A 17,596-nucleotide genomic window follows, 5' to 3' on the forward strand; every position below is an offset into this window, starting at 1 on the left:
AGTTTGAAAAATATTTCGTTTGCGCGCGCCAAGTTATCATATAGTAATAACTTAAATCGCCATATGATTATTCTGGCCTTCGCCCTTGACAAAAATCAAGACCAAATCACGGAAACCGGCTGAAAAATTAATCTCGCGGGACAAAATGACAAAAATTAAGCAAAACACCCTTTTTGTTGGAACCCTTGCAAAAGGACTGCGCATTTTGCGGGCTTTTGACGAAACCCATACAGATTTGTCCCTAACCGAATTATCTGCCATCACAGGGCTGGACAAAAGCGCGGTGCAGCGGCTTGCGCATACGCTGCATCTTGAAGGGATGCTGGACAAAGACCCCACGACACGGCGCTACAGCCCGTCGCACGGCTGGTTGCGGCTGGCATATGCCTATTACTGGTCCGATCCGCTGATCGCCCGCGCTATGCCCAAGCTCATAGACCTGTCGCAACGGCTGGGCGAGACGGTCAATCTGGCCCAGCTCTCGGGGCAAAAAATAATTTATACCAACCGCCTGCCCGGCACCCGCACGACCTTTGCTGCAACCCTGCCCGGCCGGACCGTGCCCGCGCTTTGCACCTCTGCCGGTCAAGCCATTCTTGCAACCTTTCCACCGCAAGAGCGTGCCGCAGCCATCGAGACCTGGCCGCTGGAACGCTACACCCCCCAAACGACCATGGACCGCGCCACCATCGCCGAAGAAATCGACAGAGCCGCACAAATCGGCCATTCCATTTCCCACGATCAGTTGATTTTGAACGAGGTCGGTATTGCCTGTGCTATTCGCGGCCCCGATGGCCGGGCATGGTCTGCCGTGCATTGTTCGGTATCGTCCCACCACTGGAATGATGACCGTATCCGCGCCGAAATCCTTCCATGGTTGCACGACACAGCCAATGCCATCCCCCCGTCCCATGAAAGGACATCCGCCCCCCATCACATAGGGCTCAAAGCATAGGCAATGCGCTGTTTTTTGGCGCTTGCGGATTCGGATATCCATGCAACCGCCAGCATTACCAGTATCCCCAAGGGCGGCAGCAGGACGGGATAGGGCATCGCGCCACCCGTCGCTTTTAAGATCACATTGAACACCAGCGCCAGAAGCGTACCCGCCGCAAAGACCAAAAGCCCGTTGCGCCCCAAAAGCCGCAAAGGCGCGCCCGGACCACTGGCCGTTGCCCGAAAAACCCAAAGCGAGCAGGACAGCACATAGACCAGCGCCAGACAATGCAACAAACGCGGCAGCGCCAAAAAGGTCTTGTCATGCGACACAAGATGGAATGGTGCGCCCGCCGCCCCCAAACGGGCCATCTGATGGTTCAGATAGGGGCCAACGCCCGGCACATGGCGCCACGCAAAGACCAGAATCAGGAAACCCAAACACAGCCCGAACAACAGGCGAGATTTCGGAATGAACCGCTCTTTGCGGCCCAAAGACAGGCCCGTCAACAGCCCGCAGACAAAGACCAATTGCCAAGCCAAGGGGTTAAAGAACCACCCCCCCGGATTTGGAAAATTCGGCAGGTTCCACCGCCACAGCCCCGCACAAAACCACAACAGCACAGAGGCCGCCGCCAAAATCCAAGGGCGGCGCAACCCCACCATGATCGCAAAGGGCGTGAGCGCCAAAAGCACCATATAGGCGGGCAGAATATTCACATAGCCAAGCTGATGCGTCAGCACCGGAATGCCGATCAGGGCCGCTTGCGTATTCTCGTAAACCTGCCGCAGATTGATCTGCGTAAGCAACGCCGGAACATCAAAAAGCTGCGCCCCGCCGGAATAGATCGCAATCGCCCAGGCGGTCAGGAAAATCTGCACCAGATAGAGCACCCAAGCCCGATTCCAAACCGGCGCGACCCCATGCCAAAGCCCCTTTTGCGCGACGTTCTGCGGCAAAAACCGTGCGCTATAGGCAAGCCCTGCGGCCACCCCCGACATGACAAAAAACGCCTCGGCGGCATCGGAAAAACCGATATTGCGGATTGTGAAACGCTCATAGGGGTTGCCGGGCACATGATCGATGAAAATCATGATGAGCGCCAACCCGCGAAAGGCATCGATGCGCGGGTCGCGGCTGCGCGGAACCGCGGTGCTAGGCTGTGACATTGAGATGGCTATCGCTTTCTCGGGACGGATCCTGATCTGCCGACCAATCTGCCAATTGCGCCTCATAGGCGGCCACGATGGCAGGGGGACGGCATTCTTGCGGAACCGTGAACAGGGTATGGGTCAAGGGGCGCGAGGTCCATGCAATCAAGAACGGCGCGCAAAGCATGGGCAGGCACACCGGCAACAGCCACAGGCTGAGCTTGGGGGCCAGCAAGGCCACAGCGATCAGGCTGATTGCGCCGGTCATGGCGATCCACGCCCCGTCGCGCAAGGCTGACGCCAGCACAATCGCCCCCTCGGCGCGCGAACTGGCAGGCCAGCCCCCGTCCCTGCGGGCGAAAACCTGCGCCACCGCGCGGGTCTGATACATCAGCATCAAAGGCGCAAGCAGCGAGCTGAGCAAAATCTCGGAGACCACTGATTTGGTGGCTTTAAGTGCCCCTCCGAAACCGGCCACACGGTCCGAAAAAATCGCGCCGATCAGGACCGAGAGTTTCGGCACAATCAACAACCCGCCAATGCCAACGGCCAGCGCCGTTATCTGCTTGGTGCGGTCGCTCGGGAAAACCGGGAAAAGCTGATGGGGTTGGGGAAAATAGTCAGGCTCATGCGCCATCATCGTCGCCAGAACCGACGCGATTAGAAAGGCCGCCCAAAGCACCGATACCAGATAGGCAAAGATGCCTTGCAAGAACACGAACCTGCTCCAGCCCTTCAGGCCCGGCGCGAACAGCAGGCGGATATGTTGCAGGTTTCCCTGGCACCAGCGCCGGTCGCGTTTGGCATAAGAAATGATATTTTCCGGCCCACCCTCATAGGATCCACCGATGGTTTCATCGACCTGAACCGTCCAGCCCGCGCGCGCCAATAGGGCGGCTTCGACATAATCATGGCTCAGGATGTGCCCTCCAAAGGGCGGAGCGCCCGACAGCTCTGGCATAGCGCAGCTTGCGGCAAAGGCACGGACCCGCACAATCGCATTATGCCCCCAGAACGGGCCGGTAGCGCCTTGCAAGCGGGCAAGACCGCGCGTGAAAACCGGGCTGTAGAACCCCGAGGAAAACTGCATCGAACGCCCGAAGAATGAGTGCGCCCCGATGATCTGCGGCAAGGTCTGAAGCAGGCCAAGACTGGGATCGGCCTGCATGCGCGCGATCAAAATGCGCAGGGTGTCCCCCTCCATCAAGCTATCGGCATCAAGGATTACCGCAAATTCATAGGCCCCGCCGGACTTCCGAATGAAATCCTCGATATTACCAGCCTTGCGGCCCTGATTATCCGTCCGCCGCCGATAAAACAGCCGCCCGCCGCCAGCGGTTTGCGCCGTAAGACGGGCAAAGGCGATGCGTTCTTGTTCTGCGGCATCCATGTCCTGAGTGTCAGAGAGCACCGCAATATCAAGCGTCAGCCCCGCCGCAATGCTAGAGCGGTGCATGGCGGCAACCCGCGCAAAAGTGGCGGTCGGGTCTTCGTTATAAATCGGGATCAGGACGACGGTTTTCGGCACGGGCGCAAGTAACTCAACCGTGCCGGGGGGTTGGCGGCGGCCGGGCAATCCAACCAGCGCAAGGGCCGCCCCCCATGCCAGCCAAGCAGTCGTCACCAATATCAGAACCGCTCGCGCGATATCCCATGCGTCCAGCCCGTCCTGTGCCGCAGCCTCCACCAGCAATACGGTTGCGGTCAAGGCCGTGGTCAGGGCAAAGGCCAAGGCCCCGGTTCTCAGGGCGCGGGTCTGGCTTGGCGGGGGTGGTCTGTGGGACAATCTTCAGCCCCTTTCAGACAGGCTCACGCGGGAAGATGAGCATCGCAAGTTGCTCGATCAGGCTTTTGCCTGTCGGCTGTTCAAGCACCTGCCGTGGCATCGCCAAGGGCGCCATCGGCGGTTCCCACTGGCGGGTGGTTTCATAAAAAGGGTCTTCGCAATCGTTTTTTTGATCCACGTTCATTTTCTCATCCACTGATATAACCAGGTTTCGGACAAAACGCGCCCATAGCCTGACAGGCTGGCCTTAAGCTCTACGACGGCACCGGCTGCGGCCTCAACCTCGATGACCAGCCGCCAGGTTTGCGTGCCGCTGATCTGGCTCAGGACCACCTGTGTTACGGTGCCTTTGGTTGCGCTTACTTGGGGAATAACGTCGGCATCGCCAGATAGTTCCCGCAAAAAACCACCCGCGAAATCCACGACGAATTTCCGCCGACCGTTTTTTTCCTCTACGCCCGCAACACCGCCCTCGCCCACACGGGTCCGCAGGATGCGGGCGCGCGCGGCATGGGCATCACCCGGCGGGTTCATGCCCCAGTGCAGACGATAGGTCACCTCCAACTCACGCCCGGCGCGCATATCGCCCTCGGGCACCCAGAAGGCTACGATGTTATCGTTACCCTCAAGCTGCGAGGGGATTTCAACCAGCCGCATGGTGCCGCTCCCCCAGTCGCCAAGCGGCTCTACCATCAAGGAGGGGCGCTTTTCATAATGCGCCTCGGCGTCGAGGTAGTCGTCGAAGCGGCGGCTGCGTTGGACCAACCCGAAAGAGCTTGGGTTTTGCGCACCAAAATATGAATTGGACAGCCGCGGCGGGTTGTTCAGGGGGCGGTAAAAGGTCTCATCGTTGCGGGTGTTCAGGATCAGGGCCTCGCTGTCATGGACGGCCGCGCGGAAATCGTCCTGCTCATCAGGATCGCTGCCGCCAAACAGAAACATCGAGGTGATCGGTGCAATGCCAAGCTGGGCGATATCCTTGCGTAAAAACAGCCGCGCGGTGACATCAACCACCGTGGTATCGCCTGGACGGATCACAAAACGGTACGCCCCCGTCACCGAAGGGCTGTTCAGCGCGGCATAGACCACCACTGCATCCGCGCCCAATGCGGGGCGCTCCAGCCAGAATTCGGAAAATCGCGGGAATTCCTCGCCTTCGGAATGGCCGGTGTTGACCGCCAAGCCACGCGCGCTCAACCCGTAGACGTTGGCGTGGCCAAGCGCGCGGAAATAGCTGGCACCCAGAAAGGCAATCAATTCATCAAAACGGTTCACACGGTTGAGCGGCGACAAAAGCCGGAACCCTGCCACACCGGGCATGGGGGCGTTTTCAGGGATATCTTGGGTGATACCCTTACCGTATTCGAAATCCGCCGTGGAAAACCCCAGCGTGACCTCACGCCCCTCAACGACCTCATGGATCGCCACCGGTTCTTCGAACAACCAGCCGAGGTGAAAGGCTTGCAGGCCAAAAATCTGGCCCTCCTCTTCCCAGCGTGTCCGATCACGACGATATCGAATCATCTGATAGCCGTCATAATCGAGATCTGCGACGAATCCCTCGACCGGTTGCGGCTTGCGGTAGGGCTCTTTGCTGTGCAGGCGCATCCGCTCTGTGAGGCCGTCAAAGCTGAATTCCGGGGCCGACGCGGCCTCTGTTTGCTGTGCGAACACTGTATTTGTTGAGAAAAGTGCAGAGGCTGCGACCGAGGCCGACAGGGACGTCAGGAAATGCCGTCGGCCGATTGCCCTGCCCGTCATGGCAAGGCCCCGAAACTTATCTGTTTTTTCCACGCAAAACCCCCAAAGATCGCAAAGCTGATAGCGCTAATAAGGACCAATTTTGGAAAGGTTCAATGGGCATCTTTTTTCAAATGGCAATCTTTCGCTCTTGGGTGGCAAAAGACTGCCGGTTTCGCCTGACTTGGATGCGATGACTATATTCCCGTGCCCCTGCCGTTAAACTCCTGCGCCCGCCGACGCCACAGCACAGGGATCACGCCGTGTTGGTCCGGTCACCCCAACATGCCCGTATCCCCGCAAACCGAAATTGCCTGCCCCGAAACGGTCTTGCTGCGGGCGCTGGCGAGGAAAACCACCTGATCGGCGATTTGTTCGGGCGTCACATAATCGGCGATGGAAGTGAAGGAAAACGCCTCGGTCTCGGCCTGCTTAAAGGAGATCCCGCGCGCCTCTGCCCGTGCCTCCAGCACCTTTTGCTGGCGCGCGCCCGCGACAAGACCGGGCAGAAGGGCATTGACGCGGATACGGTCTGGCCCCAGCTCTATCGCCATGGATTTGGTCAGGCCGATCACCCCCCATTTGGCCGCCGCATAGGGGCTGCGCAGCTTGAACCCCAAGCGCCCCGCAAGCGAAGAGATATTCACAATCGAGGGGTTATCGCTTTGGCGCAGATGCGGCACGGCGCGGCCGATGGTCACAAACTGGCTGGTCAGGCAAAGCGCGAGGCATTGCTCCACCGCGCCGATCTCAAGCTCCTCGATCCGCCCGGTTGGCCCCGCGCTGCCTGCGTTGTTGATCAGGCAGTCGACACCGCCAAGCGCCTCGGCGGCGGCATCGATGAACCCTGCCAGATCCGCGAATTTGCTGACATCCACCTGCCGATGCCAAACCCCCTCGGGCAAAGAGGCAAGCCCGGCCGCGTCGATATCACAGGTCGCGACCCTGGCCCCCGCAGCAAGGAAAGCCTCGACGATGGCGCGCCCGATGCCCCCGGCGCCGGCAGTGACGATAACCCGGGCACCTTCAAGAAAAAGATCCATTTATTCAGTCCTTCCTAAGAATTACGGCCTTAGCGGCCCGTCGGCGCCAATGACAGCCACGGCACAAAGCTGATGACCATCAAGACCAGCATGATAAGCCCGACAAAGGGCAGCACCGCCCGCGACAGGCGTGCAATCGAGATGCGCGAAATTTGCGAGGCGATGAACAGGTTCAGCCCCACGGGCGGCGTGAACATCCCCATGGCAAGATTGACCACCATGATGATCCCGAAATGCACCGGATGGAACCCGAAGTTGAGCGCAATGGGCAGCAGGATTGGTGTGAAGATCAGGATCGCCGCCGCCGCCTCAAGGAACATCCCCACGAAGAGCAACAGGATGTTGGCGAGGATGATGAACAGCCACGCGCTGTCGATCGCCCCCACAACGAAATCCGAGATGATCGTCGGGATCTGCAGTGACAGGATGATACGCCCGTAAAGCCCTGCGGTCGCAATAATGCTGACCACCACGGCCGATGTAACGGCGGAATCGCGCAGGATGGCCGGGATCGCACGCAAGGGCAGCTCACGGTAAACCACCACGCCAATGAGGAAGGAATAGACCACCGCGATCACCGCCGCCTCGGTCGGGGTGACGATCCCGCCATAGATCCCGCCAAGGATCAGCCCCGGCATCAAAAGCGCAAGGATCGCCTTGCGTCCGGCGCGAAACACCTCCCCCAGAGTGGCAGAGCTATCACGCCCGGCGGGGTGCCGCACCGCGTGGAAATAGGCATAGGCCATCAAAGCACCAACCACGACAAAGCCGGGCATGAACCCCGCAGCAAACATATCGCCGACCGATTGATTGGCCGAGATCGCATAGAGGATCAGCGGGATACTGGGCGGAATAATCACCCCCAAAGCCCCCGAGGCCGCCTGATTGGCCGCCGCATAGGCGCCGTTATAGCCCTGCGCGATCATCGCCGGGATCAGGATCGCCCCGACCGCCGCCGTGGTCGCCGCCCCCGACCCCGAGATCGCCGCGAAAAATGCCGATGTAACGATGGCCACCATCGCCAAGCCGCCATTCATCCCGCCGACAAGCGTGCGCGAGAACTCAACCAGCCGGTGTGAAATACCGCCCTGCTGCATCAGGTTGCCCGCAAGGATAAAGAAGGGGATCGCCAAAAGCGGAAAGGAATTGATAGAGCGGATCATCTCTTGCGGGACGATCAACATCGGCATGATCTCTCCCTGCCAGATGGTCACAATCGCGGCCAGCCCCAGCGAGAAAGTCACCGGAACGCCGACCAGCAAAAGCAAAAGCAAAAGGCCAAAAAGCAATGCAATCATGGGCTTAATCCTCCTTCTTGATAAAGGCGTCGAGAAGAATCGCCAGAGCATTGAGCATAATCAGCGCCGCCCCCGCAGGCATGGCCCCGTAAAGCCAGGCCATAGAGACCCGCGTACTGGGCGCGGTTTGCGACACCACCCGCCCGGTGATATTCCACCCTTGGGTCAACAAAACCCAGGCAAAGACGCAAGAGAGCGCCGCCACGCAAAGCCGCAACAGATTGGCGAAACGCGCCCCCCCTATATCAGAGAGCAGCTCTACCGAAATCAGGGACCCCTGCCGATAGGCATAGCCCGCGCCCAGCATTGTCATCCAGACCATGGAAAACCGCGCGACCTCTTCCGAGAATGTCAGCGAGTCGCCCATCACATAGCGCGCAAAAACCTGCCAGCTGATCAGCACAGTCATCACCAGCAACAAGAGCGCCAAGAGCCACCCGCAAAGCCAGTTCACACGATCAACACCGCGGATCACATTTCGCAAAACGAACTGCATCGCCATCTCCCCCCTAATTCGTGGAACAACGGGCCCGCCGAAACCGCCGGACCCGTCGCAATATCAGGCCGATTATGGCTTGAAGTTGATCGCGCTATCGACCAGATCGGCGCCGACGACCGATTTCCACTCCTCGATCACAGGAACCACCTTGGCGCGGAAGGCTTCCAGATCAGGCCGCGTCACCGTCATGCCAAGAGTTTCCAGTTCGGTGATCAAATCCGATTCCATGCGCTGCGAGGCCTCGCGCTGAAACGGAACGGCAATGGCAGCCGCTTCCATGATGATCGCCTGATCCACCTCTGAGAGCGAATTGAACAGCTGCGCCCCCATCATGAAGGGAGCTGGTGAATAGACATGGCCGGTCAGGTTCAGGTATTTCTGGATCTCATAGAATTTCACGTCGTAGATCGTCGGGATCGGGTTTTCCTGACTGTCCATAACGCCCTGCTGAAGGGCGGTGAACACCTCGGTCCAGGCCATCGGCGAAGCATTTGCCCCCAAGGCCGTCCAGGTATCCACCTGCACGCGGCTTTCTTGTGTGCGGTGACGGATGCCCTCCAGATCCTCGGGCGTGTTCAGCGGGCGGACGTTGTTGGTGTTGTGACGGAAACCGTTTTCCATCCAGCCAAGGGTCTTGACCCCGATGGTCTCTTCCAGTTTTTGCGCCAAGGCGTCGCCATGCTCGCTGTCGAGAAAGCCGTAAACATGCTCGGGGCTGGTAAAGATATAGGGCAGATCAAAGAGCATATAGTCATCGACAAAGCCGCCCATCGGCCCGGTAGAGCTGATCCCCATATCGATCAGGCCAAAGCCCATGCCTTCGACCACCTCACGCTCGGCACCTAAGGCGTTGTCGTAATGCGGGCGGATCGTCATCCGGCCTTCCGACAGACGCTCCAGCTCCTCACCGAACTTGAGGATCCCGGCCGCGTGATGCGACTTCGGCCCCAGTGGCAGGCTGACGTCAAATGTGCGGGTCGCCTGCGCGTAAGCCGCGCTTGTCATCAGCCCCAGCGCCGCGGTCGCGGCGACGGCAAAAGTAAAGTTACGCATATTTTTTCCTCTCCTAGACAATCGATGATTGCCCCCATTGAACGATCAGACACAGTATAAACCGTGATCACACCTTACGTTAAAACCTGAAACTAGTTTCAGTCAACCTAATTTTTTAACTGATTTGCGTTGACAGGTAGCGAAAACTATCTACAAAATTAGAAGGTGCCTAACATTGTGAGATCACAGTTGTCCGAAAGAAACACATACCCGACCCACGACCATGAGACCGATGGCTGGTCACGGATGCGCCCGCTGACCCTGCAAGAAGGTGTAACGGCACAGTCGCTGATCTATGCTGCATTGCGTGAGGCCTTGATGAGCGGATATTTCCGCCCCGGTGAGGAAATCAGCCTGCGCAAAGCGGCCCATGTGCTTGGCACCAGCGTCACCCCCGTCCGCGAGGCCTTGCGTCAATTGCAAAGTGATGGCGCGCTGGAGGTGTTTGGCGGCAACCGCGTGTTGCGGGTCCCCATCCCCACAGAGGCAGAGCTGACCGACATCCGCGATATCCGCGTCAATCTCGAAGGGTTCGCCGCCGCACAGGCCGTCAACCAAGACATCCCCCCGCAGATGCGGCTTATCACCAATGCCTATGACTTGATGCAGCGCGCGTCTGATAGCGGCGATGTCGATATGTATCTTGAAAACAACTGGCGGTTTCATTCGCTGATCTACCATGCCGCCGGGCGGCCCGTGCTGTTGTCGCTGATAGAGGCGATGTGGGTGCGGGTCGGCCCGTTGATCCGTCTGGCCGTCACCAAACCGCTGCATTTTGACCGCTCGATGGACAGCCACCGCTGGGCTTTGGATGCCCTGCGCGCAGGTAATGCCGATGCGCTGCGCGCGGCCATTGTCCGCGACATCACCGATGCGGCCAATGATTTGCAGCAAACTGTTCACGGCTGGAAAACACCGCAAAGCCATACTGCCTGAGGGAAAAGGAATTCACATGTCAAGAAATGTTGCCGTCATCGGAAGCGGGTTGATCGGCCGGGCCTGGGCCGTGGTCTTTGCGCGGGCCGGATGTCAGGTGCGCCTATGGGACCCCTCACCCGAGGTGCGCGCCACCCTGCGGCAAACCTTGGCCGAGACTTGCACCCTGAGCGGCGATGATCCGGCCGCATTGGACAATGTCACCATCTGCGACGATATGGCGTCGGCGGTTGAGGGCGTCGAATGGGTTCAGGAAAACGGCCCTGAAAAGCTTGAGATCAAACGTCAGATCTACGCCGATCTTGACCGGCTGGCCCCGCCCGATGCAATCCTTGCCTCGTCAAGCTCGGCCCTCGTCGCCTCTAGCTTTGCCAAGGGGCTGGTGGGCCGTCACCGTATTCTGGTTGCCCATCCTGTCAACCCGCCCCATGTGGTGCCGGTGGTGGAGCTTTGCCCGAGCCAGGACACCGCCCCCGAGGTCATGGATCGCGCCGAGGCCTTGATGCGGGCCGTTTCGCAGGTGCCCGTCCGCCTTAGCCGCGAGATCGACGGCTTTGTTCTGAACCGTCTGCAAGCGGTGCTGCTGGCGGAGTCTTTGTCCTTGATCGAGCAGGGCATCGTCACGCCTGAGGGTCTTGACGATACCATCTGTCACGGGCTTGGCCGCCGTTGGACATTGCTGGGGCCGATGGCCACGATCAACCTGAATGCCCCCGGTGGGGTCACGGATTATCTGGACCGCTACGGCCCCACCATGGCGCGGCTAAGCGATAGTGCGGCCCGCGGCGAGGCCTTTACCGAAGCGGCCGCAAAACGCGTGGCCGCCGCAATGCCCCCCCCCGAGGAGGTGCCCGAACGCACAAGGGCACGGGATGCAAAACTGGCCGCACTTGCGCGGTTTCTAAAAGATTAAGCGATTTAGGGAGAGAGAATCCACCATGACCACCAAGAACAAAGTCATCATCACCTGTGCCGTCACAGGTGCGATCCACACCCCGTCGATGTCGCCGCATCTGCCCGTCAGCGCCAGCGAAATCGCCGAGGCCGCAATCGGCGCCGCAGAGGCCGGCGCGGCAGTGGTCCACCTTCATGCCCGCGACCCCAAAGATGGCCGCCCCGACCAGACCCCCGAGGGGTTTCGCCCCTTCTTGCAGGTGATCAAGCAACGGTCCGATTGCGTGGTTAATATCACCACAGGCGGCGCGCCCACGATGTCCATTCAGGAACGCGTCGCCCCCGCCGCCACCTGGAAGCCAGAGCTGGCCTCACTGAACATGGGGTCGATGAACTTTGGTCTCTTTCCGATGCTCAAGCGGTTCGGCAATGACCTGAAACACGAATGGGAACGCAACTACCTTGGCGACAAGGGCATTTTGTTCCACAACACCTTTGCCGATATCGAACATATTCTGACCACGCTCAGCCCCAATGGCACGCGGTTTGAATTTGAGTGCTATGACACGGCGCATCTTTATAACCTCAAGCATTTCATGGATGAGGGGTTGGTCAAAGGGCCGCTGTTCATCCAAACCGTCTTTGGTCTGATGGGCGGAATTGGCGCACATCCCGATGATATGATGCATATGAAGCGTACTGCTGACCGGCTCTTTGGCGACAATTACCGCTGGTCGGTTCTGGGCGCAGGACGCAACCAGTTGAACGCGGCGGCGATGTCTGCGGCCATGGGCGGCCATGTGCGCGTTGGCTTGGAGGATTCGCTTTGGGCCGGTCCGGGCAAACTGGCCACCAGCAACGCCCAACAGGTCAAGGCCGTCCGCCAGATCATCGAAGGTCTGGGCCTCGAGGTCGCCACCCCAGATGAAGCCCGCGAGATCCTTCACCTGAAGGGTGCAAGCGAAGTAGGTTTCTAAGCCCTGAATAATTGAAGGCGCGTGATCTGCCCTGACACATTCCGCTTGGTCGGAGCCTGGAGCAATCAGAGCTGGCGCATCGCGCGCCAACTCTGATTGCGATCGCTCCAGAAATCGCTGGGAGCCAAAACCGGACGGAGATGCCGGAAATTCGAACCGTTTTGCTAGGGGTGGGCATTCACCTGCGCGATCAAGAAAACTCCTAGATCTCTGCCATTCTCTTATTTGCAAAAACACGGCCAATATTTAGCGGCCACAAGCTTGTCGCAATCGTTAGGCACAGGATCGATTCATTTGCTTGAGATCAGCAGGGCATTGCGCAGCAATGGCCCGTGAAGGGGGATTCAAGGAGTAGAGTTCGACGGACAAGCTATGCCCCAAGCCTGCGCTGAGCGTTGCGACGTTCTAAAAGTCGAAGGCCAAATATGGCGGGATGGATGTTCCCGACGCCAAACGGCTCAAGCAGTTGGAGCATGGCAACGCGAAACTGAAGCGCCTAGTGGCAAATGCATGCTGGACAATTGTGTGCTGAAGGACCTTTTAAGAAAGCCCTTACTACGCTGATGCAACGGCGGGACGCGGTGCTGCGGCCGATAACCCCAAGGCCCGTCTGGAAATGAACAAAATTGTTAAGAATCGACTGCGGTTCGGTTAACAATTGCCCGGCAGCCTATATGCGGTATCCATAAGAGGGGCGCGTGGGCGACCTGCTGGAGTGCGTTGACATGATTATGAACAAAAAGAAGCTTTACCTATTGTCTGGCCCTGTCGCATTTCGATGCCGCTCCTTTGTTACTGCAACACAGGAGGCTGACTATAGGACTGAAACGGACGGACGAATTCCGCCGGGATGCGGTGCGGATCGCACGGGCCAGCGGGCTTACGCGTAAGCAGGTGGCAGATGATTTGGGCGTTGGCATGTCGACGCTGAACAAGTGGATCATGGCGCATCAAGGCACAGGTGTCGAAAGACGAGTTAAAACGCGCCAACGGGAATGACCGACTTCGGCGCGAGAACCGTATCCTCAAGGAGGAGCGGGAAATTTTAAACTAAGGAGGGACAGAAAACCGTCTGGGGGGTTGTTTTCCCGGCGAAGGCCACAGTGTTCTTTGCGATCCAAAAGCCGTGAGGTTTAGGTTCATCAAAGAGCATCAATCTACGTTTTCCACCCGGCGTATGTGCCAAGTGGCGCAGGTCAGATCGCGTGGATTGCGGGCCCTGCGCGGCCGTCACGCCAATCGCAGGCAACGGACTGACTTGGTCACATTTGCACATATCAAGGAACAGTCTCGACTTAGCCTTGGTCGCTACGGCAGGCCACGGATGACCGAAGAGCTGAAAAGAGATTGGTCTGAATGTCGGTCATAGTTGCGTTGGCCGCTTGATGCGTCAGAACGGCATAGGTCACGACAGATAGCGATCATAAGGTCAACATTGCGCCCAATCTGCCGGACAGGGACTTTATGGCCGCGGGGCCAAACCAGAAACGGGCAAGCGACATCAGTTATGTGTGGACCCGGGAGGGCTGGCGTCCGACATGGGCCTGAGACCAATGGTGGCCCTATGTCGAACTTGGCTGTCATCTTTGATCTGCATTCACGCCGTGTGATCGGCGGCGCGGTGAGCAATCGCATGAAAAGCCACTGAGGACACCAGCTTTACCTCAAAGCCAGCAGTTGCCGGATGGTACGCCAAGGCACGTTGGTAATTGCCGCCAAGCACATGGTTTGGCCCTCAAGAGCTACACGAACCGGGCGTCCGTATTCCTTCAATACCGTGACGAGGCGGTTGAAGTCGGCAAGTTCATTCCAAACGGTTAAGCGACGTTGCCGTTTCTTATCTGGCATATCGATCAAAACTTCATGGCGGGCCTTGGCGATGTCGATAGCCACCAAAACAGGGGCAGCTTGTGCAACAATGATCTTGGGCCAATGTCGGTCTCCTTTACGGCGTGATTTGTGCACAACCAACGTAGAGACCCGAGACCCGGCTATGACCACCTGCGGCGCTATTTGGCGGCTGCACTGGCGGTCATAGCCTTTTAATCAGCATCATTCCGAAGTGTTATGGAACGGAGTTCACGAACGAAAAGCTGATGAAACGGGCGAACGACAACAAGGTCGAGTGGCATAACATTGATCCGGGCAAGCCGCAGCAGAACGGATACATCGTGTCATTCAATGACAACTTCCGCGATGAATGCCTCACCGAAGAGGCCTTCGACAGCATATCTGAGGCCAGCTGAACGCCCGCGCTCTGGCGCTAGGATTTCAACAATGTCAGGCCGCATTCATCGCTGGGAAACACCCCCCCGCAGAAACGCGTCGGGCGCTTGAGCTAATTGATGGCAACGCGCCCGGCGCGCTTGTCACAGCCGAAAACGACGACTGCCAAACCCAAGGCCACTTGGTATGACTGAGGGACAAACGGTGGGCAGGTTGTTGATCGTCGTAATGATCTGCCGGGCAGTTGCTTTTGCACCCACTGGATTAACCGCGCCCGCCAACACCCAAATCACAGAAAACCGGCGGCCACCTTAAACCTGTGGTCGTGGCAATGCGCATTGCATCACGACGAAACTTCTCCGCGATCTCGTTGCCGCCCCTTATCTCCATTATAGCATACATTGAGCGAAAAGGACTGGAATTAGGCTGCGAAAAGGCCAGGCTTGGGTTCCCTGATGACGCCCCAGATGCCCCGCTTTCCTAATTCTGGTGACGGATCAATGCCAATTGGGGGCTCAGGTCTTGCGGGCCCCTTTTTTTAGACCCGGCAGGTGCCATCACCGGTGACCAGATACTTGAAGCTGGTCAGCTGTTCGGCGCCGACAGGGCCGCGGGCATGCATCTTGCCGGTTGCAATGCCGATCTCGCCGCCCATTCCGAACTCCCCGCCATCCGCGAATTGCGTCGAGGCGTTGCGCATCAGGATCGCGCTGTCAAGCCGCTGGAAAAAGCGGGCTGCGGTGGTGTCATTCTCGGTCAGGATCGCCTCGGTATGGTTGGAGCCGAATTCGCGGATATGGGCAATCGCGCCGTCAACGCCGTCAACCAAGCGTGCGGCGATGATCATATCCAAAAACTCCTGCCCGAAGTCCTCGGGGGCGGCCTTAACCACGCCTTTGACATCGGCAACCTCACCCTCGCCACGCACCTCGACGCCCGCATCCAGCAGGTCCTGCACCAGAACCGCGCCGTGTTTGGCCCAGAAACCGCGATCGATCAGCAGGCATTCCGCCGCGCCGCAAATTCCGGTGCGCCGAGTTTTGGCATTCACCACCACGCGCCGCGCCTTTTCCAGATCGGCATCCGCATCGGCATAGATATGACAGATCCCTTCGAGATGCGCAAAAACCGGCACCCGCGCCTCTCGCTGCACCAGCCCGACGAGGCCCTTGCCCCCGCGCGGCACGATCACATCAATATAGTCCACCGCGCGCAGCATTTGCGCCACCATATCACGGTCGCGGGTCGGGATCAGCTGGATCGCCGCGGCAGGCAGACCCGCTTGCACAGCGCCTTTGACCATACAGGCATGGATCGCGGCCGAGGAATGAAAGCTCTCGGAGCCACCGCGCAAAATCACCGCATTACCGGCCTTGAGGCATAGCGCCCCCGCATCCGCCGTCACATTCGGGCGGGATTCGTAGATCACCCCGACAACCCCCAAAGGCGTGCGCACCCGCTGGATATGCAGCCCCGTCGGGCGGTCCCATTCGGTGATCACCTGGCCGACGGGATCGGGCTGTTCGGCCACGCTGCGCAGGCTGTCCATGATGCCGCGAATGCGGTACTCATCCAGCGCCAGACGGTCGAGCATCGCAGGCGACAGCCCCTTTTCGCGCCCGAACTCCATATCCTTGGCATTGGCCGCGATAATCTCGTCGCGCGCCGCCCAAACCGCATCCGCCGCACCAATCAGCGCCGCGTGTTTGCGCTCGGCACTTGCAAAGGCCAGCTCGGCCGCCGCCGCACGGGCCGCGCGGCCGATCGCATCCATCATATCCGTCGAATTTTGCGTATCCATACCCGCCCCCAATGTATTTATGCCACCGAGATAGACTTTATTTCCCGCCCTGGCAATCATAGGGACAAAGGGAATGGCCCCGAAAATAAGGGTATGATAGCAAAGGTGAAAACATCAGGTACCGCCCCTTGTGACCGAAGAAGCGCCAACATATCAGATTGAGACAACATCGCAGGATGGCATCACCCATATTGCCCTGCGCGGTTCCTTCTCTTTGGCGGGGCTTACCCCCCTGCATCACAGGTTGGATGCGGCCCTTGCGCAAGGGCCGGTCACGCTTGATCTTTCTGGCGTCACCCGGCTGGATACAAGTGCCGCCTGGGCCATTGTGACAGCCGAGGCGCACGGCGCCCCCTTGACCGTAACGGGCAGCAGCGAGGATGCCGCGACCCTACTTGCCACCGTGCGCAAGGCCTTGCCCAAACCCGACAGCCAGAACCAAAAGCCCAAAACGCTGGTTGACCGGATAGAGGGCATCGGCCGCGCTGTTGCAAAATCCGCCAGTTTCGCGACCGAACTGCTGGGCTATTTCGGGATTTTCCTGCACCGTCTGGCGCGCAGCCTGCGCCACCCCGGCGAATTTCGAATGACCGCCCTTGTCCACCACTGCCAAGAGGTCGGCCTGAAAGCCGTGCCCATCGTGGCGCTGATGTCCTTTTTGATCGGTGTCGTGCTGGCGTTCCAAGGCTCTACCCAACTGCGGCAATTCGGGGCCGAGGTCTTTGTCGTCGATCTGATCGCGGTATCGGTGTTGCGCGAATTGGGGATCTTGCTGACCGCGATTATCGTGGCGGGGCGCACGGCGTCGGCCTTTACCGCCGCCATCGGGTCGATGAAAATGCGCGAGGAAATTGACGCGATGCGTACGCTGGGTATTGATCCGGCCACAGCCCTTTTTGTGCCGCGCATATTGGCCTTGCTGTTCATGCTGCCGATCCTTGGGTTGATTGCCAATCTCTCGGGGTTGATCGGGGGGGCGTTGATGTCATGGATCGATCTGGGGATCTCACCGGGGATGTTCCGAACGCGGCTGATCGAGAATACCGGCATCTGGCATCTGGCCGTCGGCATGATCAAGGCGCCGTTTTTCGCGCTGATCATCGGAGTTGTCGGCTGTCACGCAGGGATGCAGGTTGGCAGCAACGCCGAGAGCTTGGGGCAAAAGACATCGGACGCAGTTGTGACCGCAATTTTTGCCGTGATCGTGATTGACGCCGTGTTTTCGGTCTTCTTTGCACAGGTGGGGGTATGACGG

14 protein-coding genes and 4 pseudogenes are annotated in these 17,596 nt (G+C 59.0%); 8 read left to right on the forward strand and 10 right to left on the reverse strand.

The window, feature by feature from the left end:
- Positions 1 to 145: 145 nt before the first annotated feature.
- The gene (locus AKU94_RS05810) at positions 146 to 955 is read left to right on the forward strand and encodes an IclR family transcriptional regulator (RefSeq protein ID WP_050526363.1); all 810 of its coding nucleotides are present in this window, start codon (positions 146 to 148) and stop codon (positions 953 to 955) included.
- Here AKU94_RS05810 and AKU94_RS05815 read toward each other — a convergent pair.
- From AKU94_RS05815 to AKU94_RS05845, 8 genes are all read right to left on the reverse strand, one after another.
- On the reverse strand, positions 934 to 2,106 hold the full coding sequence (locus tag AKU94_RS05815; RefSeq protein ID WP_232295693.1) for an OpgC family protein: 1,173 nt from the start codon (positions 2,104 to 2,106) through the stop codon (positions 934 to 936). The genes AKU94_RS05810 and AKU94_RS05815 overlap by 22 nt on opposite strands.
- Positions 2,093 to 3,874, reverse strand: coding sequence for a glucans biosynthesis glucosyltransferase MdoH (mdoH, locus tag AKU94_RS05820; RefSeq protein WP_050526365.1), 1,782 nt, complete (start codon positions 3,872 to 3,874; stop codon positions 2,093 to 2,095). Before mdoH ends, AKU94_RS05815 begins: the two co-directional genes overlap by 14 nt.
- Positions 3,875 to 3,887: 13 nt before the next feature.
- On the reverse strand, positions 3,888 to 4,058 hold the full coding sequence (locus AKU94_RS19600) for a hypothetical protein (RefSeq protein ID WP_157056435.1): 171 nt from the start codon (positions 4,056 to 4,058) through the stop codon (positions 3,888 to 3,890).
- A complete protein-coding gene (locus tag AKU94_RS05825; RefSeq protein WP_083444958.1) occupies positions 4,055 to 5,635 on the reverse strand; it encodes a glucan biosynthesis protein in 1,581 nt (526 codons plus the stop codon). Before AKU94_RS05825 ends, AKU94_RS19600 begins: the two co-directional genes overlap by 4 nt.
- A 254-nt stretch (positions 5,636 to 5,889) precedes the next feature.
- Entirely contained in the window at positions 5,890 to 6,657 is a 768-nt protein-coding gene (locus AKU94_RS05830) for an SDR family oxidoreductase (protein ID WP_050526366.1), read from the reverse strand.
- 29 nt (positions 6,658 to 6,686) lie between these two features.
- The gene (locus tag AKU94_RS05835; protein WP_050526367.1) at positions 6,687 to 7,955 is read right to left on the reverse strand and encodes a TRAP transporter large permease; all 1,269 of its coding nucleotides are present in this window, start codon (positions 7,953 to 7,955) and stop codon (positions 6,687 to 6,689) included.
- Between the two features lie 4 nt (positions 7,956 to 7,959).
- Positions 7,960 to 8,451, reverse strand: a complete 492-nt coding sequence (locus tag AKU94_RS05840; protein WP_050526461.1) for a TRAP transporter small permease — start codon at positions 8,449 to 8,451, stop codon at positions 7,960 to 7,962.
- A 72-nt stretch (positions 8,452 to 8,523) separates the two neighbouring features.
- Positions 8,524 to 9,507, reverse strand: a complete 984-nt coding sequence (locus AKU94_RS05845; protein ID WP_050526368.1) for a DctP family TRAP transporter solute-binding subunit — start codon at positions 9,505 to 9,507, stop codon at positions 8,524 to 8,526.
- 189 nt (positions 9,508 to 9,696) lie between these two features.
- Here AKU94_RS05845 and AKU94_RS05850 point away from each other — a divergent pair, with 189 nt between their 5' ends.
- From AKU94_RS05850 to AKU94_RS19605, 5 genes and pseudogenes are all read left to right on the forward strand, one after another.
- Entirely contained in the window at positions 9,697 to 10,443 is a 747-nt protein-coding gene (locus AKU94_RS05850; RefSeq protein WP_232295694.1) for a GntR family transcriptional regulator, read from the forward strand.
- A 16-nt stretch (positions 10,444 to 10,459) separates the two neighbouring features.
- A complete protein-coding gene (locus AKU94_RS05855; protein WP_050526370.1) occupies positions 10,460 to 11,356 on the forward strand; it encodes a 3-hydroxyacyl-CoA dehydrogenase NAD-binding domain-containing protein in 897 nt (298 codons plus the stop codon).
- A 25-nt stretch (positions 11,357 to 11,381) separates the two neighbouring features.
- Positions 11,382 to 12,314 (forward strand): BKACE family enzyme, encoded by a 933-nt coding sequence (locus tag AKU94_RS05860; RefSeq protein WP_050526371.1) that lies wholly within the window; start codon positions 11,382 to 11,384, stop codon positions 12,312 to 12,314.
- A gap of 388 nt (positions 12,315 to 12,702) precedes the next feature.
- Positions 12,703 to 12,904 (forward strand): annotated as a pseudogene (locus AKU94_RS20855) (IS3 family transposase); the annotation flags it as partial.
- 226 nt (positions 12,905 to 13,130) lie between these two features.
- Positions 13,131 to 13,953: pseudogene (locus tag AKU94_RS19605) on the forward strand (IS3 family transposase); the annotation flags it as partial.
- On the opposite strand, the pseudogene AKU94_RS05865 reads toward AKU94_RS19605, so the two are convergent.
- Positions 13,954 to 14,237 (reverse strand): annotated as a pseudogene (locus tag AKU94_RS05865) (IS110 family transposase); the annotation flags it as partial.
- Positions 14,238 to 14,383: 146 nt separating this feature from the next.
- Between AKU94_RS05865 and AKU94_RS20280 the strand changes: the two are divergent.
- Positions 14,384 to 14,730 (forward strand): annotated as a pseudogene (locus AKU94_RS20280) (integrase core domain-containing protein); the annotation flags it as partial.
- A 348-nt stretch (positions 14,731 to 15,078) separates the two neighbouring features.
- Here AKU94_RS20280 and AKU94_RS05870 read toward each other — a convergent pair.
- The gene (locus AKU94_RS05870; protein WP_050526373.1) at positions 15,079 to 16,341 is read right to left on the reverse strand and encodes a glutamate-5-semialdehyde dehydrogenase; all 1,263 of its coding nucleotides are present in this window, start codon (positions 16,339 to 16,341) and stop codon (positions 15,079 to 15,081) included.
- Positions 16,342 to 16,471: 130 nt separating this feature from the next.
- Between AKU94_RS05870 and AKU94_RS05875 the strand changes: the two genes are divergently transcribed.
- Complete coding sequence (locus AKU94_RS05875) at positions 16,472 to 17,593, forward strand: ABC transporter permease (RefSeq protein ID WP_050526374.1); 1,122 nt, start codon at positions 16,472 to 16,474, stop codon at positions 17,591 to 17,593.
- Positions 17,594 to 17,596 lie beyond the last annotated feature (3 nt).

The organism is Pseudorhodobacter aquimaris, from assembly GCF_001202025.1.
Lineage (GTDB): Bacteria > Pseudomonadota > Alphaproteobacteria > Rhodobacterales > Rhodobacteraceae > Pseudorhodobacter > Pseudorhodobacter aquimaris.